Origin of the sequence: Aquamicrobium sp. (genome assembly GCF_023954335.1) — a bacterium.
Lineage (GTDB): Bacteria > Pseudomonadota > Alphaproteobacteria > Rhizobiales > Rhizobiaceae > Aerobium.
Genome location: NZ_JAMLIE010000001.1, coordinates 2,286,130 through 2,308,565, shown reverse-complemented (window position 1 = coordinate 2,308,565; position 22,436 = coordinate 2,286,130). Strand labels below are relative to the sequence as shown.

The window sequence follows — 22,436 nt, the reverse complement described above, 5'->3', positions numbered from 1 at the left end:
TGCAATCTGTCAGAATACGATTTCCGGTTGTATTCTTGGTCCAGTTCCAAGAAAAGAGCCAAGACCCTTGACCGGACCGTCAAGCACGGCCATGTCACGGTCTGTTTTGCTGTAAAGACGCCGGCGGAAAGCGCCGCGCGTGAGGGGAACTGCGTCACCACATGGATGTCGTCGTCGTCGAATCGCCGGCCAAGGCCAAGACCATCAACAAATATCTGGGCTCGAACTACAAGGTTCTGGCCTCCTTCGGCCATGTCCGCGACCTGCCGGCCAAGGACGGCTCGGTCCGGCCGGATGACGACTTCGCCATGTCGTGGGAGGTGGACGGCCCCTCCTCCAAGCGGCTCGGCGACATCGCCAAGGCGGTGAAGGATGCGGATTCGCTGATCCTCGCCACCGACCCCGACCGCGAGGGCGAGGCGATCTCGTGGCATGTGCTCGACGTGCTGCGCCAGAAGAAGGTGCTGAAGGACAAGCCGGTGCGGCGCGTCGTCTTCAACGCCATCACCAAGCAGTCGGTGCTCGACGCGATGGCCAACCCGCGCGACATCGACGCGCCGCTGGTCGACGCCTATCTCGCCCGCCGCGCGCTCGACTATCTCGTCGGCTTCACGCTCTCGCCGGTGCTGTGGCGCAAGCTGCCGGGCGCCCGCTCGGCGGGCCGCGTGCAGTCGGTGGCGCTCAGGCTCGTCTGCGACCGCGAGGCCGAGATCGAGCGTTTCGTGCGCGAGGAGTACTGGCAGATCGCAGCCCTTCTCGCCACGCCGCGCGCCGAGGATTTCGAGGCGAGGCTGACCGGTTTCGAGGGCAAGCGCCTCCAGAAGCTCGACATCAAGACCGGCGAGCAGGCCGCCGGCATCAAGGCGATGCTGGAGGGCGCGGCGTTCAGGGCGCTGTCGGTCGACGCCAGGCCGACGAAGCGCAACCCCGCCCCGCCCTTCACCACCTCGACGCTCCAGCAGGCGGCGTCCTCGCAGCTCGGCTTCTCCGCCTCGCGCACCATGCAGGTGGCGCAGCGACTCTATGAGGGCGCGGATGTCGGCGGTGAGACCGTCGGCCTCATCACCTATATGCGAACCGACGGCGTGCAGATGGCGCCGGAGGCGATCGCCGCCGCGCGCTCGGCCATCGGCGCCGAGTTCGGCGAAAAGTACCTGCCGGAAAAGCCGCGCTACTATTCGACCAAGGCCAAGAACGCACAGGAAGCCCACGAGGCGATCCGCCCGACCGACTTCCGCCGCACCCCGGGAGCCGTGCGCAAATATCTCGATGCCGACCAGGCGCGGCTCTACGAGATCGTCTGGAAGCGCGCCATCGCCAGCCAGATGAACCCGGCCGAGATCGAGCGCACCACGGTCGAGATCGAGGCGGTGAACGGGGCGCGCACCGCCGCCCTTCGCGCCGTCGGCTCGGTCGTCCGCTTCGACGGCTTCCTCGCCGCCTATACCGAGCAGAAGGACGAGGATTCGGAGGACGAGGAAAGCCGCCGCCTGCCTGAGATCAAGGCCGGCGAGGCGCTCGCGCGCAAGACGGTGACGGCGACGCAGCACACCACCGAGCCGCCGCCGCGCTATTCGGAGGCCTCGCTCATCCGCAAGATGGAGGAGCTCGGCATCGGCCGCCCCTCCACCTACGCCGCGACGCTGAAGACGCTGGAAGACCGCGACTATGTGACGATCGAGCGGCGTCGGCTGCTGCCGCAGGCCAAGGGCCGGCTCGTCACCGCCTTCCTCGAGAACTTCTTCGAGCGCTATGTCGAGTACGATTTCACCGCGGCGCTGGAGGAGAAGCTCGACGAGATCTCCGACGGCAAGCTGTCGTGGAAGGACGTGCTGCGCGATTTCTGGCGCGACTTCTCGGCCCATGTCGACGAGACCAAGGAGCTGCGCGTCACCGACGTGCTCGACGCGCTGAACGAGGAGCTGGCGCCGCTGGTCTTCCCGGCGCGCGAGGACGGCTCGAACCCTCGGCTATGCCCGAAATGTGGCACCGGCAACCTGTCGCTGAAGCTCGGCAAGTTCGGCGCCTTCGTCGGCTGCTCCAACTATCCCGAATGCGGCTACACCCGACAGCTTGGCGAGGCCGCCGATGGCGATGGCAACGGCGAGGCCGGCGACAAGGCGCTGGGCAAGGACCCGTACACGCAGGAAGAGATCGTGCTGAAGAACGGGCGCTTCGGCCCCTACGTCCAGCGCGGCGACGGCAAGGAGGCCAAGCGCGCCAGCCTGCCCAAGGGCTGGAAGGTCGAGGATATCGACCACGAGAAGGCGCTGGCGCTGCTCTCGCTGCCACGCGACGTCGGCCAGCACCCCGAGACCGGCAAGATGATCTCGGCCGGCATCGGCCGCTACGGCCCGTTCGTGCTGCATGACGGCACCTACGCCAATCTGGAGAGCGTCGAGGACGTATTCTCCATCGGCCTGAACCGCGCCGTCACGGTGCTCGCCGAGAAGAAGTCGAAATTCGCCAACGGCCGAGGCCGCACCGCCGCGGCGGCGCTGAAGGAGCTGGGCGACCACCCCGACGGTGGACCAATAACCGTCCGCGACGGCCGCTATGGACCCTACGTCAACTGGGGTAAGGTCAACGCCACGCTGCCCAAGGGCAAGGACCCCGCCTCGGTGACGGTCGAGGAGGCGCTTGCGCTGATCGCCGCCAAGGGCGGCAAGTCGGGGGGCGGCAAGAAGACGGCGGCTGCGAAGAAGGCTCCCGCCAAAAAGCCAGCCGCGAAGAAGGCCCCGGCGAAGAAGGCTCCAGCCAAAAAGACCGCAAGCAAGAAGGAATAGCGCAGCTTGGCAAGACGGATTTCCGGGGGCAAAGGCGGACGCGCGTCCGAGGGCTTCCGGCCGTCGCGCGACGAGATCGTCGCGTTCGTGCGGGACAATCCCGACCAGGCCGGCAAGCGCGAGCTCGCCCGCGCCTTCAACCTGAAGGGCGCGGACCGGGTCTGGCTCAAGGACATGCTGCGCGAGTTGCAGGACGAGGGCCTCTTGGAAAAGCGCGCCAAGCGGTTCACCCGCCCCGGCGCGCTGCCGCATGTCGTCGTGCTCGACGTGTTTTCTCGCGATCCCGACGGCCTGCTGCTTGCCCGCCCTTCCGAGTGGCCGCAGGAGAACGGCGCGACGCCGCTCGTCTCGATCCGCCCCTCGCGCAGCGACAAGGCGCGTGTTCCCGGCATCGGCGAGCGGGTGCTGGCCAAGGTGTTCCCGGCAAGCGAGGGGGCGGGCGAGAAGGAAGGCCCGGCCTATACGGCGCGGGTGATGAAGGTGTTCGAGAAGCGGCGCGAGGCGGTTCTCGGCATCTTCCGCGTGCTGCAGGACGGCTCGTTCCGCATCGAGCCGGTCGAGCGCCGGCAGGCGGAGCTGACGGTCGACGCCGACTATGCCAACGGCGCGAAGGCCGGCGACCTCGTCGAGGTCGAGCAGACCTCCAGCGGCCGCTACGGCCTGCCGCGCGCCAAGGTGCTGACCGTCCTCGGCTCGCTGACCAGCGAAAAGGCGATCTCGATGATCGCCATCCACGCCCACGACATCCCGCACATCTTCCCGCCCGAGGTGATCGCCGAGGCGGAAGGGGCGAAGCCGGCGACGATGGCCGGCCGCGAGGATTTCCGCGATCTGGCGCTGATCACCATCGACCCGGCCGACGCCAAGGACCATGACGACGCCGTGCATGCCGCGCCGGACGCGGACGAGGCCAATCCCGGCGGCCATGTCGTCACCGTCGCCATCGCCGATGTCGCCGCCTATGTCACCGACGGCTCGGCGCTCGACCGCGAGGCGCTCCGGCGCGGCAATTCGGTCTATTTCCCCGACCGGGTGGTGCCGATGCTGCCCGAGCGCATCTCGAACGATCTGTGCTCGCTGCGCGAGGGCGAGGACCGCCCTGCCCTTGCCGTGCGCATGACCTTCGCCGCGGACGGGCGCAAGCTCCGCCACTCGTTCCACCGCGTGATGATGCGCTCGCACGCGAAGCTCGCCTACCCGCAGGCGCAGGCCGCGATCGACGGCCGACCCGACGACAAGACCGGGCCGATCCTCGACGCCGTGCTCAAGCCGCTGTGGGACGCCTATGCCGTGCTGAAGCGCGGCCGGGCGGCGCGCGAGCCGCTGGAACTCGACCTGCCGGAGCGCAAGATTCTGCTGAAGCCGGACGGCACCGTCGACCGCGTCTTCGTGCCGGACCGGCTCGACGCCCACAAGCTGATCGAGGAATTCATGATCCAGGCCAACGTGGCCGCGGCCGAGACGCTGGAGGCCAAGCGCCTGCCGCTGATCTACCGCATCCACGACGCGCCCTCGCTCGCCAAGCAGGAATCCCTGCGCGAATTCCTCGCCACGCTCAGCCTGCCGCTGGCCCGCGGCGCGCAGATGAAGCCCTCCTCCTTCAACGGCATATTGTCGCGGGTGAAGGGCTCCGATCACGAGACCCTCGTCAACGAGGTGGTGCTGCGCAGCCAGAGCCAGGCGATCTACTCGCCGGAGAATATCGGCCATTTCGGCCTCAACCTCAGACGCTACGCGCACTTCACCTCGCCGATCCGCCGCTATGCCGACCTCGTCGTCCACCGGGCACTGATCGGCGCGCTAAGGCTCGGAAAAGACGGCATTTCCAGCGAGCAGGAAAAGCGGCTCGACGAGATCTCGGCGCTGATTTCCGCCGCCGAGCGGCGCGCCATGGCCGCCGAGCGCGAGACCGTGGACCGGCTGATCGCCACGCATCTGGCGCAGCGGCTGGACGAGAGTTTCGCGGGACGCATCTCGGGCGTGACCAAGGCGGGCCTGTTCGTCCAGCTTCCGCAAAACGGCGCGGACGGCTTCATACCGGTGTCATCGCTGGGCGACGATTACTATATCTACGACGAATCGGCGCATGCGCTGTTCGGCGAGCGGAGCGCAAAGGGCTATCAGCTCGCCGACGAGGTCGAGGTGCGGCTGGTCGAGGTCGCGCCGATGGCCGGCGCCATGCGTTTCGCGATGCTGAGCGAGCCGAAACCCCTGCCCGGCTCGAGACAGTCGTTCCACAAGGCGCGCCGCGGCAGGGCTGGCGCGCAACGGCCGCAGCCCCGCGGCCGCTCCCGGAGAAGATGATGGAAGAGAAGATCTTCGGCCAGCCGGCCGAGAGCCCGCGCTCCCTGGCGCAGGCGATGGGCCGCGGCTTCAGGGGCAAGTGCCCGCATTGCGGCGAGGGCCGCCTGTTCAGGAAGTTCCTCAAGGTCGCCGATTCCTGCGACGTCTGCGGCGAGGAGTACCACCACCACCGTGCCGACGACCTGCCCGCCTATCTGGTGATCGTCGTCGTCGGCCACATCATCGTCGGCGCGTTCATGGGATTCGAGAGCATGTTCACGCTGACCACGTGGCAGCATCTCGCCATCTGGGTGCCGATCACGCTGGTGATGACCATCGGCCTGCTCCAGCCGACCAAGGGCGTGGTCGTCGGCCTGCAATGGGCCTTGAGAATGCATGGATTTTCGGGCAAGCCGGACGCGCTCGAAACACATCCGGAATTGTGAGGCAGGCATGACGGGCGACAGGATCGGCATGGCGGGAATGACGCGGGCGGAAGTCGACCGCGTCGAGAACAAGGATTTCGCCCTCGGCAGCGGGCCGAAGCGCCCGCGCGACGCGGCGACGCTGATCCTGCTCGACCGCAAGGGCGGCGACGTGCGCGTTCTGATGGGCCGGCGCCACATGCGCCATGCCTTCATGCCGGGCAAGTTCGTGTTTCCCGGCGGACGCACCGACCCCGCCGACAGCCGCATCCCCGTCGCCTCCGGCCTCCATCCGGACGTCGAATCGAAGCTCGCCCGCGGGCGCACCACGACGGCGCGCGCGCGCGCCATCGCGCTGTCCGCCGTGCGCGAGACCTATGAGGAGGCCGGCCTGCTGATCGGCCGGCCCGGCGATTTCGCCACCCCGAAGGCCGACTGGCACGGCTTCGTCGAGCACCGCGTCGCGCCCGCGCTCGACGGGTTGCGCTTCGTCGCCCGCGCCATCACGCCGCCCGGCCGCGTGCGCCGCTTCGACACCCGCTTCCTCGCCGCGTTCCGCGACGACGTCGCCGTCGAGCTGGCCGAAGGCGGCCCGACGGACGAGCTCGAGGAGATCATGTGGCTTCCGCTGGAAAAGGCCGGCGAGGCCGATATCCCCGCGATCACCCGCACCATCCTCGGCGATCTCCTGTCGCGGCTGCGCGACGATCCCGAACTGTCGCCCGCCTCGCCCGTGCCGTTCTACTACATGCGGCACAACCGCTTCTGCCGCGACATCCTCTGACATCGTCCTCATCGCAGGTGACGTGATGGTAGAGCCGCCGTCCGCTTCCAACGGTGCCGCCGGCGAGGCCGAGGGCATGCGCTGGCTTTCGATCGCCGCGGCCATCGCCTCGATCAGCGTCGTCGGCATGGCGATCGGCCTCGGCGTGCCGCTCTTGTCCGTCATCCTCGAGACGCGCGGCTATTCGGCGACCATGATCGGCGCCAACACGGCCATCGCCGGCATCGCCTCGATCGTCGCCGCCCCCTTTGCCACGCCGCTCGCCGCGCGCTTCGGCGTCGTGCCGCTGATGCTGGCGATGATCCTCGCCGGCGGCCTCGCCTTCGTCGGCTTCTATTTCGTGCCGTATTTCTGGATGTGGTTTCCGCTGCGCGCGGGCCTGCATTTCGCGCTGACGGTGCTGTTCATCCTGTCCGAGTTCTGGATCTCGACCTCGGCGCCGGCGCACCGGCGCGGCCTCATCCTCGGCATCTACGCGACCGTGCTGTCGCTCGGCTTCGCCTTCGGGCCGTGGCTGTTCGCGCAGATCGGGTCGGCCGGCTTCGCGCCGTTCGGCATCGCCTTCGGGCTGATCGCGCTCGCCGCGATCCCGGTCTCGCTCGCCTGGCGCGAGAGCCCGGACATCGCCGGATCGGCGCATGGTAGTAGCGGCGGATTCGCTCGCTACATCTGGCTGGTGCCGACGGCGACGGCGGCCGTCCTCGTCTTCGGCGCGGTGGAAACCGGCGGCTTCGCGCTGTTTCCCGTCTACGGCGCGCGCATCGGCTATCCGGAGGCCGACGCGGCGCTGCTTTTGACCGCGGTCGGCCTCGGCAACGTGCTGCTGCAGATTCCGCTCGGCCTCGTCAGCGACCGCATGCGCGACCGGCGAATCCTGCTCGCGCTCTGCGCCTTCGTCGGCCTGATCGGCGTGCTCGCGCTGCCGTTCGTCGCCGGCAACTGGCGCATGAGCGCGGCGATCCTGTTCGTCTGGGGCGGCGTGGTCGCCGGCCTCTACACGGTCGGCCTCGCCCATCTCGGCTCCAAGCTCTCCGGGCGCGACCTTGCCTCGGCCAACGCCGCCTTCGTCTTCTGCTACGGCATCGGCATGCTGATCGGCCCGCAGGCCATCGGCATCGGCATGGACATCGCCGGCCCCAACGGCTTCGCCTGGACGCTGGCGCTGTTCTTCGCCGCCTATCTGGCGCTGGCGGCGGTGCGGCTCGCCGGCATCGCCGGACGTCGCTAGAATCCCGCCGCTGAACCCCGTCATTGACGGGACATCGTCACGCGCTACCTTGGCTCGCGAAACAAGCAGCGAGGATGCCGGCATGGAAACCAACGAACTTTACCGTGGCCGCCTGATCGACCACATCCAGCTCGTCGTCCAGGATGTCGAGGCGAGCCGCCGGTTCTACGAGGCGGCGCTGGGCGCGCTCGGCATCCCGATCGGCGGCGTCGGCGACGATTATTTCTGGGCCGACGAGCTCTTCGTCTCCTCGGTCAGCAGCCCCGCGGCGCTCGGGCGGCTGACGGGACGCGTCCACCTCGCCTTCCAGGCGCAGGACCACGCGGCCGTCGAGGCGTTCTACGACGCGGGCCTCGCCAATGGCGGAAGCGACAACGGCGCGCCGGGCGAACGCCCCTATCATCCCGGCTATTTCGCCGCCTTCGTCATCGACCCGGACGGCAACAACATCGAGGCCGTCTACCACGGAGAGGCGAAGAAGAGCGCGGATTCGATCCGGATCACGTTCTGAATGCCGGCTGAAAGCCGGCCCGGGCACGAACGGGCTTGACTTTCCGCCGTGCTTGTTTATGTCTCCGCGCGAGATTTCCGCAGCCGGGCTCGCCGCCCGAACCTATGCGGCGACCTGACCCTCAAGAACAGCGGACACGAAAATGGCCAAGGCTACGACCATCAAGATCAAGCTTCTGTCCACCGCGGACACCGGCTTCTTCTATGTCACCAAGAAGAACAGCCGCACCATGACCGAGAAGATGACGAAGCGGAAGTACGACCCGGTCGCCCGCAAGCACGTCGAATTCAAGGAAACGAAGATCAAGTAATCCGCGCCCCGGCGCGGACGAGAAAAACGCCGCCTTTTCAGGCGGCGTTTTTCGTTTCGGCCATCAAGTGCCGGAAATAAGGGGGCCGGTCAGCAATCTGGCAGCGGTACGAGGAGGCCACTATGTACCAGCGCCGACCGGCCGACCCCACGAACCCAGGAGATGCGGCGGACCTGAGCATCATGGGGTGTTACGTCTACGGAAAGGGAAAAGAAGGGCTCTTGCGCCCCGTTCAACCCCGCCCGTATGTCCCACGGGCACAGTTGCGCACAGGCGCAATAAAATCAACACTTTCTTAACTACGGCGCCAACTCTCCACAAACAGGGTAAATTTGGCGCAGGAAGCGGCTGGAGCCGCTTGATTCATATCAATTTTTACAGAAATTCCGCCATCAGGCGGCAGCGGCGACGACCCGGTTGCGGCCGCCGTTCTTGGCCTCGTAGAGGGCGAGGTCCGCGCGCTTCATCATCGCCTCCACGGCATCCGCCTCGCGCATCATCGCCGAGACGCCGACGCTGACCGTCACCGTGATCTCGCGCCTGTCGGCGCCGACGACGAAGGGCGTGTCGGCGATCTGGGCGCGGATGCGCTCGGCGACCTTCTCGGCGATGGGGCCTTCCGTGTCCGGCATGACGACGACGAACTCCTCGCCGCCCATGCGGCAGGCGAGATCGATCCCGCGCACGTTCTTGCGCAGGCGGCTGGCGAACTCGCGCAGCACCTCGTCGCCGACGTCGTGGCCGTATGTGTCGTTGATCGCCTTGAATCGGTCGATATCGGTGATCATCAGCGACAGCGGCCGGCGGCGGTTGCGCGCGCGCTCGAACAGGGTCGTCAGGTGGCTGTCGAGATAGCGGCGGTTGTGCAGTCCGGTCAGGCCGTCGGTGACGGCCATCTCGATGGTCTGGGCGACGGATTCGCGCAGATGGTCGTTGTAGCGCTTGCGCTTGATCTGGGTGACGAGGCGCGCGATCAGCTCGTGCTGGTCGATGGGGCGCACCAGATAGTCGTTGACGCCGAGCTCCAGCCCGCGCGCCAGCCGCGCGTCCTCGCCCTGGTCCGCCAGCAGCATGATCGGCACGAAGCGTGTGCGGTCGAGCGTGCGCAGCTGCGAGCATAGCCTGAGCGGGTCGTAATCGGAAAAGGCCGTCGAGACGATGATGCAGTCATAGTCGCCGTCGGCGGCCTGGAAGAACGCGGCGTTGGGATCGACCGCCACCGAGAGCCGGCAGCGGCCGCGCAGCATCTTCGCCACGCGCTCGGCCGCCGAGGCGCGCTCCTCGAGGAGCAGGACGTGCGCCGGCGCTTCCGTCACCGCGTCGCGCCGGCTCAGCAGCTCCTCGATGCCGATGTTGCGCGTGGTGGCGGCGCGCAGCCGCAGCTCGTCGGTCAGCGTCTTCAGCCGCACCAGGCTCTTCACCCGCGTCATCAGCTGCAAATCGTTGACCGGCTTGGTCAGGAAGTCGTCGGCCCCCGCCTCCAGCCCACGTACGCGGTCGGAGACCTGGTCGAGCGCCGTCACCATCACCACGGGGATGTGCTGGGTCGCCGGATCGTTCTTCAACCGGCGGCAGACCTCGAAGCCGTCCATGTCCGGCATCATCACGTCGAGCAGCACCACGTCGACCCGGCCGTTCTCGCAGGCGTCGAGCGCCTCCGCGCCGCTGAAGGCCGGGATGACCTCGAAATATTCCGCGAGCAGCCGCGCTTCCAAGAGCTTCACGTTCGCCGGGACGTCATCCACGACAAGGATACGGGCGGTCATTGCGCGACGAGCTCCACGACAACGGAAGGCGCGGCCATCAGGCGTCGCCCAGATACGACTTGATCGTCTCGATGAACCGGGCCACCGAGATCGGCTTGGAAATATAGGCCTCGCACCCGCCCTGGCGGATGCGCTCCTCGTCGCCCTTCATGGCGAAGGCGGTGACCGCGATCACCGGGATGGTGTGCAGCTCGTCGTCCTCCTTCAGCCATTTGGTGACCTCGAGCCCCGACACTTCCGGAAGCTGGATGTCCATCAGGATGAGGTCGGGCTTGTGGGCGCGGGCGAGGTCGAGCGCCTCCAGCCCGTTGCGGGTGCGCACCGTCTCGTAGCCGGAAGCCTCGATCAGGTCGCGGAAGAGCTTCATGTTGAGCTCGTTGTCTTCGACGATCATAACCTTCTTCGGCATGTCTTCCCTAACCCCCGCCAGGATCGACGCACACCCGCTCCCGGCATCCGGCCGCCACGGCGGCTGATAATCCGCGCCTACCCTAGCGCAATTTGATTGACGAATGGCAAACCCGCTTGCCCGGGCCCTCAAGCCTGCGCTACAGCCTGCCCATGCGCCCGCCCTCTCCCGCCAGAATGGACCGCGAAACCGCCGAGGCAATCGCCGTTGCCGCGCTCGGCTTCGTCGCGGCCGATCCCGTGCTCTTGCCGCGCTTCCTCGCCATCACCGGCATCGAGGCCGGGCAGATCCGGCGCGCGGCGGCCGAACCCGGCTTCCTCGCCGGCGTGCTGCAATTCCTGATGGCGCACGAGCCGACGCTGACCGCCTTCTGCGAGGCGAGCGGCGGCGGGTCCGCGCCGGTCACGCCGGCCCATGTCGCGGCCGCGCTTGCGGCCCTCCCCTTCGGCGACGACCGCTTCGAGGCCTCGACATGACGACGCTGGACCCCGAAACGCTGCGCCAGATCGAGGCGCTGGTGCCGGACGAGCGATTCGCCCGCGAGCGGCCGCTGCTCGTCCTCGACGTCGACGACGTGCTGCTGCATTTCGTCGGGCCGCTCCTGCGTTATTTCGAGCGCAACGGCTGCACGCTGCGGCTCGAGACCTTCCGCCTGTTCGGCAACGTCTTCGAGATCGAGACCGGCGTTGCGGTGGAGAACGCCAGGGTCACGGCGCTGCTCGACGGCTTTTTCCACCTCCAGACCGACTGGCAGACGCCGGTCGAAGGCGCGGCGCAGGCGGTGGCGAAGATCGCCGGCAAGGCCGAGGTGGTGCTGCTGACCGCCATGCCGCACCGCCACCGCGACACGCGGCGCACGTTCCTCGACCGCATCGGCCTCTCCTACCCGCTGCTGACCACGCAAATGGCCAAGGGGCCGGCGATTCGCCACCTGCGCGGCCAGAGCGGGCGCGCCGTCGCCTTCGTCGACGACATGCCGCACAACCTCGCCTCGGCGCGGGTCTCGGTCACCGATTCCCACCTCTTCCACCTGATCGCCGACAACTCGCTGCGCCCGCTGCTGCCCGAGCTGCCGCAGGACACGGCCATCGCCATGGACTGGCGCGAGGCCGGCGACGGCATCGCCAGCGCACTGCGGCTTTAAGCGGCGCTTCGGAATCCTGTTGCCAAGCATGGCGCCGCCGCCGCGCCCGCTCCCGTTTCGGCGCGGCATGCGATAGGGTGGCGGCGCTCTTTCTGCGGTCAAGCGATGAACAGTGCCGCCAACGATCCCGAGCACGGTTTCTGCCGTGACTGCCTGACCCCGCAACGGACGGCGCGCACGCGCTGCCAGTCCTGCGGCAGCCCGAGGCTCGTGCGCCACAAGGAGCTCTATTCGCTGTCGCTCGCCCATATCGATTGCGATGCCTTCTACGCCGCGGTGGAGAAGCGCGACCGGCCGGAGCTGCGCGACAGGCCGGTGATCGTCGGCGGGGCGAAGCGCGGCGTCGTCTCGACCGCCTGTTACATCGCCCGCATCTGCGGCGTGCGCTCGGCCATGCCGATGTTCAAGGCGCTGGAGGCCTGCCCGGACGCGGTGGTGCTCAAGCCCGACATGGAGAAGTACGCCACTGTGGGACGACAGGTGCGGGCGATGATGCAGGCGCTGACGCCGCTGGTCGAGCCGCTGTCCATCGACGAGGCGTTCCTCGACCTTTCCGGTACCGAACGGCTGCACGGGAAATCGCCGGCCATGGTGCTGGCCGAGTTCTGCCGCCGGGTCGAGCGCGAGATCGGCATCACCGCCTCGGTCGGGCTGTCCTACTGCAAGTTCCTCGCCAAGGTGGCGTCGGACCTCCAGAAGCCGCGCGGCTTTTCCGTCATCGGCGAGGCCGAGGCCTTGGCCTTCCTCGCCGACAAGCCGGTGTCGATGATCTGGGGCGTCGGCAAGGCGTTCGCCGCCACGCTCGAGCGCGACAGGATCGTCTCGATCGGTCAGTTGCAGACCATGGCGCGCGACGAGCTGCTGCGCCGGTACGGCACCATGGGCGACCGGCTCTACCGCCTATCGCGCGGCGAGGACGACCGCCGGGTCGATCCCGGCCACGACGCGAAAAGCGTCTCGGCCGAAACGACATTCGACGTCGACATGGCATCGCTCGCTGACCTGACCCCGGTGCTGCGGGCCCTGTCCGAAACGGTGTCGGCGCGGCTGAAGAAGGCGGGCATCGCCGGCCAGACCGTAGTGCTGAAGCTGAAGACCGCCGATTTCCGCATCCGCACGCGCAATCGCCGCCTCGCCGACGCCACGCGCCTCGCCGACCGCATCTTCTCGACCGGGCTCGACCTCCTGCGCAAGGAGACGGACGGCACGCGCTTCCGCCTCCTCGGCATCGGCGTCGCCGACCTGACCGACGACGCGCGCGCCGACCCGCCGGACCTCGTTGACCAGTCGGCGCGCAAGCGCGCGCAGGCCGAAGGCGCCATCGACGCGCTGCGGGCGAAATTCGGCGGAAAGGCCGTGGAGACGGGCTATACGTTCGGGCGTGGGGTCAGGGGGAAAGGGAGAGCGAGTAGTGAGTAGTGAGTAGTGAAATATAGTTTTTCTATTCACTACTCACTATTCCCTACTCACTCATATCCCGATCGCCGGCCGGCGCGGCTGGGGCGCGCCGGGATCCGCGGACGGATAGGTCTCGGCCGGATAGGCCTCCGCCACCGGCTGGGGCGCGGCCGGCTGCTGGCCGGTGCCGATCTGGCGCGCCACCCATTCCGGCACTTCCTTCTGCGGGTACATCAGCGGCTCGTTCTGGAGCACGACGACGACCGTATCGAGCGCGATGCGGTTGTAGAGGTCGATGATGTCCTGGTTGAACAGGCGGATGCAGCCCGAGGACACGGCGAGCCCGATCGACCACGGCTCCGACGTGCCGTGGATGCGGTAGAGCGTGTCCTGGTTGCCCTGGAACAGATAGAGCGCGCGCGGGCCGAGCGGATTGGTCAGCCCCGGCTCCATGCCGCCGGCATACTGCCCATAGCGGTCCGGCTCGCGGGCGATCATCGCCGGCGTCGGCGTCCAGCGCGGCCACTCGGCCTTGCGGGCGACGCGCGCCGTGCCCTCGAATTCAAGGCCGGCCTTGCCGACGCCGATGCCGTAGCGCATCGCCTTGCCGTTCTCCTGCACGAGGTAGAGGAAGCGGTTGGCGGTGTCGACGACCAGCGTGCCGGGCGTCTCGTAGCGATGGTAATCGACCTGCTGGCGGAAGAAGCGCTCGTCCACCTTGGAGATATCGGTCGCCGGCAGCGGGAACTGCTCCTGAGGCTGCGGGCCGTACATCGCGACGTAGTAAGGATCGGGGCCGGTCGGGGCGATGCTCTCGAGCCCTCCTCCGGTCGTCGAGCAGGCGGCGAGAAAGGCCGGCATCGAAACCATGAACAGGCGGCGCGACATCGCCCCCGCAGACGAGGCCCCTTCGCGCAGCGGGGAGGCAGTCTTGACACACATCAGAAGAAATCCGGAACCTGTTATCGTTTTAGGCGAACGCGCCACATCCAGCGCCGGTTCCGTCACTGGCCGGTAAATGGGGCTTCCGCTGGGGCGAGATGCGGCGGAAACGTGGCAGGCGCATACCTGTTGCACGAATGCCACATCGCCGCCGCCGGTCCTCAGTCGGAATCAAGCACCTCGCCATAGGCGGCGAGCGCCGAGGGGATGCCGAGACCCGACAGGATCGCCCTGCCCTGCGCCGGCCCGGACGCGGCCGTCTCGCCGCCGTCCTCCCGCGCCCGCATCACCTGATAGGCGGCGGCGAGCGAGCCGGGGCTGATCGTCGAGATCACGCTGAAATGCGCCGGGCGCTCTCCGGCCGCCGCCGCATCGCCGGCGGACGAGCGGACGAACGCCGCGCCGGTTTCGCGCGAGGCGGACGCATCCTGCCGCGAACCGGACACGCCGGTGCGCGCGAACAAGTCGGCGTAAAGTGAACCTGTAACAAGCATTGCAAGCCCCAAACCGCAGTACCAAAGCCCTTCATCCGCTTCGTAGCAGGGCGGCGGTAGCGATCCGGTTCAATCCGGCCGTGAAACTCGATTCAAATTCTACCAACCGCGCGAAGTGCCGGAGTCAGCGACCTTAGGAGTCGAGCATTTCCTTGACGGTGGTGGCGAGCTGCTTAAGCGTGAACGGCTTCGGCAGGAAACCGAACTTCGCCTCCTGCGGCAGGTTCTTGGCGAAGGCGTCCTCGGCATAGCCGGAGACGAAGATGAACTTGATGTCGGGCTGGCGCTTGATCAGCTCGCCGAGCAGCGTCGGGCCGTCCATCTCCGGCATCACCACGTCGGAGACGACGATGTCGACCTTGCCGTCCAACTCCTCGTAGAGCTCCAGCGCCTCGACGCCGGAGGAGGCCTCGTGGACGGTGTAGCCGCGCGAGACGAGCGCGCGCACGCTGCCCATGCGTACGGCGTCCTCGTCCTCGACGAGGAGAACCGTGGCCGAGCCGGAAAGGTCGGTGGCGGCGGCCGGCGTCTTGGGCTGGGCCTGCGCGGCCGCGCCGTCGCCCTCGCCCGCCCCGTCGGCCGGGGCCGGCTGCGCTTCCACGGCGTGGCGCGGCAGGAAGATGCGGAAGGTCGCGCCCTTGCCCGGCTCGGAGACGCAGAAGATGAAGCCGCCGGTCTGCTTGACGATGCCGTAGACCATGGACAGGCCGAGGCCAGTGCCCTTGCCGACTTCCTTGGTGGTGAAGAACGGCTCGAAGATCTTCTGGGTGAGCTCGGGCGGGATGCCGGTGCCGGAATCCTCGATCTCGACCATGACGTAGTCGGCGGCGGGCAGCTCGCGGTGGCCGAAGGCGGCGCATTCGGCCTCGGGCACGTTGCGCGTGCGCACGGTGAGCGCCCCGCCCTCCGGCATGGCGTCGCGGGCGTTGACGGTCAGGTTGACGACGACCTGCTCGAACTGGCCGATATCGGCCTTGACCGGCCACAGGTCGCGGCCGTGCTCGATGCCGAGCTTGATCTCGTTGCCGACGAGGCGCGAGAGCAGCATGCGCAGGTCCGCCAGCACGTCGGTGAGGTTCAGCACCTCCGGCCGCAGCGTCTGTTTGCGCGAGAACGCCAGGAGCTGACGCACCAGCGAGGCGGCGCGGTTGGCGTTCTGCTTGATGTTCATGATGTCGGGGAACGACTGGTCGGACGGCCGGTGGTTGGCGAGCAGCAGGTCCGAGGCCATGATGATGGCGGTCAGCACGTTGTTGAAGTCGTGGGCGATTCCGCCGGCGAGCTGGCCGACCGCCTGCATCTTCTGGCTCTGCGCCATCTGCGCCTCGAGCGCCTTCTGCTCCGTCGTCTCGACGGCGTAGACGATGGCCGCCTCCTCGACGCTCTCGCCCGGCCCGGCATCGGCGACCGCGTTGACGTAGAAGCGGATGTGGCGCTCCTCGTTGTCGGGCAGCACGGTGTCGATCGGCGTGATGTCGGCCTGGTGCTGGCGCGCCTTGGCAAGCGCCGCCTCGAAGGCGGCATGGTCGCGCGGGTGGATCACGCTTTCCAGCTTGATGCGACGGTCGAGCATGTCGCGGTCGACGGCCGGCGAGAACAGCGACAGGAACGGCGCGTTGGTGCGCAGGATGCGCCCCTCGCCGTCGATGCCGGCGATGGCCATCGGCGTCGAGTTGAAGAAGCGAGTGAAGCGCACCTCGGCGGCCCTGAGGTCGGCGGAGGCGTCCTCGCCCTGGTTGCGGTTCAAGACGATGGTGCGCGAGGGCCCTTGCGCGCCGTCGCGGCCTGCCACCACGCGGTGCATGAAGCGCACGGGCAGGCCCGCGCCGCCGGCGGTCAGGAGATCGAGGTCGATGACGGCGTTGCGCGTCTGGCCGGGCTCGGCCCTGACGGAGCGGACCAGCGCCATGCCGTCGCCGGCGACGATCTGCGCGAGGGTGAGCGAGCCGGGCGTGAAGGAGGCGAGGTCGACGCCGAGCCACTCGGCGAGCGTCGCGTTGATATAGGTGACGCGGCCCGACGCGTCGGCGGCGAAGAAGCCGGCCGGCGCGTGGTCGAGATGGTCGATCGCCTTTTGCAGATCGAGGAAGAAGCGCTCCTGCTCGGCGCGTTCGGCCGAGATGTCGGCGATCTGCCAGGCCGAGAGCGGCTGGCGATAGCCGGGAACCTTGAAGGTGCGGGCCTTGACCCGATACCAGTGGGCGCGCGGCTCGGCCCCGGCGCGGATGGCGCGCGGCAGGCGGAACTCGCCGTCGCCGGCCACCCCGTCGCGCAGGCCGGCAGCGAGCCGGTAGACGACCGGCGAGGCCTCGACGCTGTCGGAAAGCAGCCCCTCGACCGTGCGCACGTCCGGCGCGGAGGCCGCGCCCGTCATCTCGGCATAGGCGCGGTTGGCGTAGATGATCCGCCCCTTGACGTCGGTGACGATCAGCCCCTGCCCCATCGTGTCGACGAAGGAACGCGACAATTCGTCCGCCGTCGAGCGCGGGGCGATGTGGATGAAGCCGATGGCGGCGGTGAACAGGAAGCCGACGCCGATCATCGCCAGGATGCCGAGCAGGCCGAGCAGGAACGGATCGCCCATCCGGTCGCGGAACACCACGAAGGCGATGGCCGCGAAGATCAGCACGACGATGAAGATCAACAGGCGAGCGATGACGCCGGGGCGCGTGCTCTGGTCCACGATAGGAGCAGGACGGGCCTGATCGCCGCTTTCTTTCGCCATTCGTTCCTGCCTGCCGTGGCCATAACGGTTCGTGGAATGGCCCGGCATACATCATGGCGTTCGCAGTCCGCAAGGCCATGGAGGGCGGCGCGCAGGGTTCGCTCAAGCTTCGGCGGGCAAGTTCCGCTCGAAGGACGATGGAATCGGGCTCGCCAGGGGCCTGGGCGTCGCGGCCGGGGGCGTCGGGTTTTCCCCAGAACGCGTTTCCCCTTTCCGGCCCGATGCTCTACTGTCCGCCGGGGTAAAGAAAGCGCGACGGCACGGCCCGCGCCAAGGAGGGTGGCATGAAGGCATGGCTGGAGAATCTGGTGGGGCCCGATTACGCCTCGGCCCTGTTGTGGACCATCGTCGCCCTCATCGTTCTGCTGGTGCTGCTCGTGCTGATCCGCATCGCGCGGAGCCTGAGCATCGGCACCTTCGTCTCGGGCGGGCGGAACCGCAAGGCCCGTCTCGCGGTGATGGACGCGACCGCCGTGGACAGCCATCGCCGTCTCGTGCTGGTGCGGCGCGACGACGTCGAGCACCTGATCCTGATCGGCGGCCCGACCGACGTGGTGGTCGAGCAGAACATCCGCCTCGCCTCGCCGACGCGGCGGGCGGGCGGCGACGAGCCCTATCCGCCGCATTTCCACGACCATCCCCATGCGTCCGAGGAGCCGCGCGCGCCGCGCCATGCCGAGCCGGCGCCCCGGCCGGCCGCGCCGCCGCGCCCCACGCCGCCGCAACCGGTTTCCGCGCCCGTCGCGGCGCTGACGCCGGCACGGCCCGAGCCGCGGCCTTCGCAGCCCGCTGCCGCCGCGCACGGCACCTCGTCCTATGGAACTCCGGCCGCGCCGCGCCCCGTGCCGGCCCCGGCCGCCGGCATCCAGCCGATGCGCCCCGTGGTCGCTTCCGCGCCGGCGGCGAGCACCGCGCCGCATGTCGCGCCGCCGGTGCACAAGCCGGACGTGCCGAAGGCCGACCTCGACGACGCGCTCGCCAAGGAGCTCGAGGTGACGCTCGACAAGGAAGTGTCAGGCGCGCCGCGCCCGCAGCCGGCGCCCGCGCCGCAGCCCGCCGCCAGCGCATCGCTGGACGACGCCCTCGACGAGGAAATGAGCAAGCTGCTCAGCGACCTCGCCGGCAAGCGCTAGGGTCCACCCGGCAGCGGCCGGGCCGGCCCGCCCGGTATTCCGGGCAGGCCTCCGGCTCCCGGTCAGAATTCCTTCTTCAGCACGTTGCGGTCGACCGAGAGCGGGCCGCCGCCATAGCCGGCGAAGAGCGCCATGCCCAGCGCCCACAGCAGCGACAGGTGCTCGGCCTTGCCCTGCACCTGATGGAGGAACTGCGTACCGCCATCGGCCAGCCGGCGCATCGCCTGCGGCGTGAACAGCTCGCTGTTCGAGGTCAGCGCCTCGATGCCGGCCGGCGTCAGGAAGGCGTCGCCATAGGGATTGACCGCGTGGAACCAGAAGGTGATGGCCAGCATCACCGCATTGGCGAGCGCGACCGGGCGGGTGAACAGGCCGACGGCGACGGCCAGCCCGCCGAAGAATTGCAGGGCGGCGAGGAAGGGCGACCAGAACCAGCCGGGATAGAAGCCGATGCTCTCGACGAAGCCGGTCATGGCCATCGGCGCCATCATCTTCGACCAGCCCTCGATGGCGAGGATGACGCCGACGGCGACGCGCAGCGCCACCCAGGCGGCGGGCTGGGCGAAGGATCGGTAGAAGCCGCCAAGGGCCGGGACAATCAGTTTCACGGAATCGGCGTTGCCGGGATTGCTGCTCATCGGGGTTCCTCCTCATGGGGTGCATGTTGCGCGGCCGTTTCTGCGCCGGCCCGCGCGCGCCGGCATGACGCGCGGCAAGCCAGCCTAGCGCCGGCAGGGCGCGGCCGAATTTGCGCAAAAGCGAAGACGAAGGAGAAATCTGTCCGTCGCCGGGCTGACGCTCGGTAAGCCCGGATGGCCTTCAGGCTCCGCCGATGAGGATGCCGGCGGCGAGGACGAGGCTGCCGCCGAGCACGACCTGGAAGGTCGCGCGCAGGAACGGCGTTTCCATGAAGCGGTTCTGGATCCAGACGATGGCCCACAATTCGAGGAAGACCACGGCGAAGGCGATCATCGTCGCCGTCCAGAAGGAGGGGATGAGATAGGGCAGCGCGTGGCCGAGCCCGCCGAGCGCCGTCATGATGCCGGAAGCGAGCCCGCGCTTCCACGGCGCGCCGCGTCCGGAGATCTTGCCGTCGTCGTGCGCGGCCTCGGTGAAGCCCATCGAGATGCCGGCGCCGACCGAGGCGGAAAGGCCGACGAGGAAGGTCGTCCACGGGTCCTGCGTGGCGAAGGCGGTGGCGAAGATCGGGGCAAGGGTCGAGACCGAGCCGTCCATCAGGCCGGCGACGCCCGGCTGCACCCATGTCAGGATGAACTGGCGGCGCGAGGCGCGGTCCTCCTTTTCCATTGCGCCGCCGCCGAGATGCTCGTCGGCGAGCGCATGGGCGCGGGCGCGATGCCCTGCCTCGGCCGCGGCGAGGTCGCCGAGCAGCCGGCGCGTCTCGGCATCGGTGGAGCGGGCGGCGGCCTGCGCATAGAAATCCCCGGCCTGCCGCTCCATCTCGTCCGCCTCGCGGCGGATGCGCTCGAGGCCGAGATTCTCGACCAGCCACACCGGCCGCCGCGATGGCATGCCGGCGACATGGTCGCGCCGGACCGGGACGATGACGTCGCCGAAGCGCCGGACATAGAGGTCGATCAGCCTGCGGCGGTGGATGTCCTCCTCCGCCGCCATGCCGTCGAACACCGCGGCCGACGCCGGATAGGCGCCGCGCAGCATCGCGGCGTAGGTGGCGTAGACGCGGGCGTCCTCCTCCTCCGACGAGATCGCCAGCGCCAGCACCTCGCGCTCGCCGAGTTCCTCGAGACGCAGCTTGCCGGAGAAATCGGGCAGATGGAGATGCGCGAGCATGGAACACCCTTAATTTAGAATTATTCTAAACTATGGGAATCCGCCGCCGCGTTCAAGAGGTGTCCGGCGCCCTCCCCGGCGACGAGATGCCGCGGCGCGGCGCATTCTGCCGCAACGGGAAAGGGCGCGGCGGTCATCCCGTCGCGCCCTTTTTCAAGATCGTTCATGCGCCCGCGCCGGCCCCGGGCGGCGCGGACAGTGGACCGTCACGTCACTGGCGAGAGATAGATCTCGACGCGGCGGTTCAGTGCGCGGCCGTCCGGCGTCGCGTTGGTCGAGACCGGCTGGTTGGGGCCGAAGCCGTTCATGGCGAGGCGGCGGCCGTCGACGCCCTGGCCGACCAGATAGTTGCCGACCGACATGGCGCGGCGCTGCGACAGCGCCATGTTGTGCTGCATGGAGCCGGTCGAATCGGTGTGGCCGTTCACGTCGACGAGGGTGCGGTTGTACTTGTTGAGCACCAGCGCCACCGCGTTCAGCGTCTGGTGGAAGGCCGGCATGACCTGGTCCTGATCGGTGGCGAAGGTGATGTTGGACGGCATGTTGAGCACGATCTGGTCGCCGTTCCGGGTGACGGAGACGCCCGTGCCTTGGAGATAGCCGCGCAGCTCGGCTTCCTGCTGGTCCATGTAGGAACCGATGGCGCCGCCGGCCAGCGCGCCGATGCCCGCGCCGATCAGCGCGTTGCGGCGGTCGTCGCCGCCCGCGAGCATGCCGACGCCGGCGCCGGCGAGCGCGCCGAGCGCCGCGCCGCCCGCCGTGTTGGAAACCTTCTGCTGGCCGGTATAGGGGTCGGTGGTGCACCCGGCCAGAAACGCGGCGGCGGCAACCCCGAGCACGATCTTCTTCATTGCTGAAACCCTCTCCTGATTGTTCCACGCGGCAGAATCCTGCGCGTGCATGTCCCTGTCGGCTCTATTTCCCCCGAATATGGCGAAAAGCCGCCAGGAGCAAGCAACAGGCTAGAATTTCGCCGCCTCGCGCGCGTCGGCCTCGGGATCGCGGTCCTTGCCCTGCGTGGAATAATAGAGGTCGCGCAGGTCCGGCATCGGGTCGGTCCTCATGTTGGGCGGGATGCCGTAGGAGCCGGAGCGGTAGGCGATGATACGCCATTTGCCGTCCTCTTCCTGCCGCTCGAGGATGAAGTCGCTATCGGCGGCGGATTCGTAAGTGCGCTGGGCGGCGGCGGCGTAGAAATAGCCGCGCTCCCGCACCGAGACCCGGGCGAAATTGGGGTCCACGCGCCTGATCTTCATATCGTAGGCGAATTGCAGAGCCCTCGCCGCGAGCGAAGAGTAGATGCGCGGGCCGAGCGCGGCCGAGCCGTTGTCGGCGTAGTGATAATAGCGCGACGCCTCGAAGAAGGGCCGCCCGACGACGCGGTCGACGCCCCCCTCCTCCTTCTTCAGTAGCTCGTCGTACCATTGCGCGACGACGGCGCGGATCTCCGTTTCCGCTTCGCTGACGCCGTCTTCGGCGAGGGCGGGCCCGGACAGGAGCAGGACGCAAACGACCAGACGAGCGAGACGCATCGGCAAACCTCCATGGAAGCCGATGTTTCCGCGGCGATTCCGGCAAATGGAGGGCGGAAGAAAAAGGCGGCGCGCGGGCGGCGCAATAAAGAAACGTCTCCGCCGGTCAGACAAAGTGAACGGCCGCGCACGACTTTTTTCCGCCCCCGCCACAGTCTCGGCAGGTTGAAGGGGTTCGGTCCTCACCGGTCGTTCGCAATCCCGGCGCGGGGGCGATGCGGCTTGCGAAGGCCTTTTTTCGTCCGGAACCGGACACATGAAGAGGAATGAAGCATGACCCTGAACAAGATTCTGCTGTCGGGCCTTTCGGCGCTGGCCATCGGCCTCGGTGCGTCGCTCGGCGCCGCAAGCGCGCAGGACGCCGCGCCGGCCCCTGCCCCCGCCCCGCAGACCGAAGAAGCCCCGGCCGCGGCGCCGCAACAGGATGACGCCAAGCTCAAATCCTTCGCCGTCGCCTTCATCGAGGTCGCGAAAGTGACCCAGTCCTACCAGCCGCAGATCGAGTCGGCCGGCACGGCGGAGGACCAATCGCGCCTGCGCCAGGAGGCCGGGGAGAAGATGGTCGAGGCCGTCAACGAGGCCGAAGGCATCACCCTCGACGAGTACAACACGATCATCCAGGCGGCGCAGACCGATCCCGACCTCGCCCAGAAGATCAACGGCCACATCGCCGAAGCGGTCGGCGAGCGGCAGGAGCCGGTGCAGGAACCAGCCCAGCAGCCCGCGCCCCAGTAAGGCGCGGGCCGCACGCGGC

Annotated in this window: 21 protein-coding genes; 12 read left to right on the top strand and 9 right to left on the bottom strand. The window is 68.4% G+C overall.

Annotation, left to right across the window (positions count from 1 at the left end):
* The first annotated feature begins 161 nt into the window (after positions 1-161).
* The 7 genes from topA to rpmG all read left to right on the top strand — a co-directional run bounded on the left by topA (position 162) and on the right by rpmG (position 8,327).
* Positions 162-2,786: a type I DNA topoisomerase gene (topA, locus tag M9945_RS11405; protein WP_367944583.1), complete on the top strand. Its 2,625-nt coding sequence runs from the start codon at positions 162-164 to the stop codon at positions 2,784-2,786.
* A gap of 6 nt (positions 2,787-2,792) precedes the next feature.
* Positions 2,793-5,090: a ribonuclease R gene (gene rnr / locus M9945_RS11400; RefSeq protein WP_367944582.1), complete on the top strand. Its 2,298-nt coding sequence runs from the start codon at positions 2,793-2,795 to the stop codon at positions 5,088-5,090.
* Complete coding sequence (locus tag M9945_RS11395) at positions 5,090-5,515, top strand: DUF983 domain-containing protein (protein ID WP_367944581.1); 426 nt, start codon at positions 5,090-5,092, stop codon at positions 5,513-5,515. Before rnr ends, M9945_RS11395 begins: the two co-directional genes overlap by 1 nt.
* Before the next feature lie 28 nt (positions 5,516-5,543).
* Positions 5,544-6,278, top strand: a complete 735-nt coding sequence (locus tag M9945_RS11390) for an NUDIX hydrolase (protein WP_367929715.1) — start codon at positions 5,544-5,546, stop codon at positions 6,276-6,278.
* 76 nt (positions 6,279-6,354) lie between these two features.
* Positions 6,355-7,506 (top strand): MFS transporter, encoded by a 1,152-nt coding sequence (locus M9945_RS11385; RefSeq protein ID WP_367944821.1) that lies wholly within the window; start codon positions 6,355-6,357, stop codon positions 7,504-7,506.
* An 82-nt stretch (positions 7,507-7,588) separates the two neighbouring features.
* Positions 7,589-8,017 (top strand): VOC family protein, encoded by a 429-nt coding sequence (locus M9945_RS11380; protein ID WP_367944580.1) that lies wholly within the window; start codon positions 7,589-7,591, stop codon positions 8,015-8,017.
* 142 nt (positions 8,018-8,159) lie between these two features.
* Positions 8,160-8,327 (top strand): 50S ribosomal protein L33, encoded by a 168-nt coding sequence (gene rpmG, locus M9945_RS11375; protein ID WP_367929707.1) that lies wholly within the window; start codon positions 8,160-8,162, stop codon positions 8,325-8,327.
* 392 nt (positions 8,328-8,719) lie between these two features.
* Here rpmG and M9945_RS11370 read toward each other — a convergent pair whose 3' ends face one another.
* Both M9945_RS11370 and M9945_RS11365 read right to left on the bottom strand, forming a co-directional pair.
* Complete coding sequence (locus M9945_RS11370) at positions 8,720-10,093, bottom strand: PleD family two-component system response regulator (protein WP_367944579.1); 1,374 nt, start codon at positions 10,091-10,093, stop codon at positions 8,720-8,722.
* A 37-nt stretch (positions 10,094-10,130) separates the two neighbouring features.
* The gene (locus M9945_RS11365; protein ID WP_367929713.1) at positions 10,131-10,487 is read right to left on the bottom strand and encodes a response regulator; all 357 of its coding nucleotides are present in this window, start codon (positions 10,485-10,487) and stop codon (positions 10,131-10,133) included.
* 191 nt (positions 10,488-10,678) lie between these two features.
* Here M9945_RS11365 and M9945_RS11360 point away from each other — a divergent pair, with 191 nt between their 5' ends.
* From M9945_RS11360 to M9945_RS11350, 3 genes are all read left to right on the top strand, one after another.
* Positions 10,679-10,978, top strand: a complete 300-nt coding sequence (locus M9945_RS11360) for a DUF3572 domain-containing protein (protein WP_367929705.1) — start codon at positions 10,679-10,681, stop codon at positions 10,976-10,978.
* Complete coding sequence (locus M9945_RS11355) at positions 10,975-11,646, top strand: hypothetical protein (protein ID WP_367944578.1); 672 nt, start codon at positions 10,975-10,977, stop codon at positions 11,644-11,646. The genes M9945_RS11360 and M9945_RS11355 overlap by 4 nt, the downstream gene beginning before the upstream one ends.
* A 105-nt stretch (positions 11,647-11,751) precedes the next feature.
* Positions 11,752-13,065 carry a DNA polymerase IV gene (locus tag M9945_RS11350; protein WP_367944577.1) on the top strand — a complete coding sequence of 438 codons (1,314 nt, stop codon included), beginning with the start codon at positions 11,752-11,754 and terminating at the stop codon, positions 13,063-13,065.
* Positions 13,066-13,116: 51 nt separating this feature from the next.
* On the opposite strand, the gene M9945_RS11345 is transcribed toward M9945_RS11350, so the two are convergent.
* The 3 genes from M9945_RS11345 to cckA form a co-directional block, all read right to left on the bottom strand.
* Positions 13,117-13,932 carry a L,D-transpeptidase gene (locus M9945_RS11345; protein ID WP_367944820.1) on the bottom strand — a complete coding sequence of 272 codons (816 nt, stop codon included), beginning with the start codon at positions 13,930-13,932 and terminating at the stop codon, positions 13,117-13,119.
* A 215-nt stretch (positions 13,933-14,147) separates the two neighbouring features.
* Positions 14,148-14,480 carry a hypothetical protein gene (locus M9945_RS11340; RefSeq protein WP_367944576.1) on the bottom strand — a complete coding sequence of 111 codons (333 nt, stop codon included), beginning with the start codon at positions 14,478-14,480 and terminating at the stop codon, positions 14,148-14,150.
* A 133-nt stretch (positions 14,481-14,613) separates the two neighbouring features.
* A complete protein-coding gene (gene cckA / locus M9945_RS11335) occupies positions 14,614-17,205 on the bottom strand; it encodes a cell cycle histidine kinase CckA (protein ID WP_367944575.1) in 2,592 nt (863 codons plus the stop codon).
* Between the two features lie 284 nt (positions 17,206-17,489).
* On the opposite strand from cckA, the gene M9945_RS11330 reads away from it, so the two are divergent.
* Positions 17,490-18,338, top strand: a complete 849-nt coding sequence (locus M9945_RS11330; protein WP_367944574.1) for a hypothetical protein — start codon at positions 17,490-17,492, stop codon at positions 18,336-18,338.
* 62 nt (positions 18,339-18,400) lie between these two features.
* Here M9945_RS11330 and M9945_RS11325 read toward each other — a convergent pair whose 3' ends face one another.
* The 4 genes from M9945_RS11325 to M9945_RS11310 all read right to left on the bottom strand — a co-directional run bounded on the left by M9945_RS11325 (position 18,401) and on the right by M9945_RS11310 (position 21,682).
* Entirely contained in the window at positions 18,401-18,976 is a 576-nt protein-coding gene (locus M9945_RS11325; protein ID WP_367944573.1) for a DoxX family protein, read from the bottom strand.
* Positions 18,977-19,157: 181 nt separating this feature from the next.
* Positions 19,158-20,150 carry an iron exporter MbfA gene (mbfA, locus tag M9945_RS11320; RefSeq protein WP_367944572.1) on the bottom strand — a complete coding sequence of 331 codons (993 nt, stop codon included), beginning with the start codon at positions 20,148-20,150 and terminating at the stop codon, positions 19,158-19,160.
* Positions 20,151-20,356: 206 nt separating this feature from the next.
* Entirely contained in the window at positions 20,357-21,001 is a 645-nt protein-coding gene (locus M9945_RS11315; protein WP_367944571.1) for an OmpA family protein, read from the bottom strand.
* A gap of 111 nt (positions 21,002-21,112) precedes the next feature.
* Positions 21,113-21,682 (bottom strand): hypothetical protein, encoded by a 570-nt coding sequence (locus M9945_RS11310; RefSeq protein WP_367944570.1) that lies wholly within the window; start codon positions 21,680-21,682, stop codon positions 21,113-21,115.
* A 273-nt stretch (positions 21,683-21,955) separates the two neighbouring features.
* Between M9945_RS11310 and M9945_RS11305 the strand changes: the two genes are divergently transcribed.
* Positions 21,956-22,417, top strand: a complete 462-nt coding sequence (locus M9945_RS11305) for a DUF4168 domain-containing protein (RefSeq protein ID WP_367944569.1) — start codon at positions 21,956-21,958, stop codon at positions 22,415-22,417.
* Positions 22,418-22,436 lie beyond the last annotated feature (19 nt).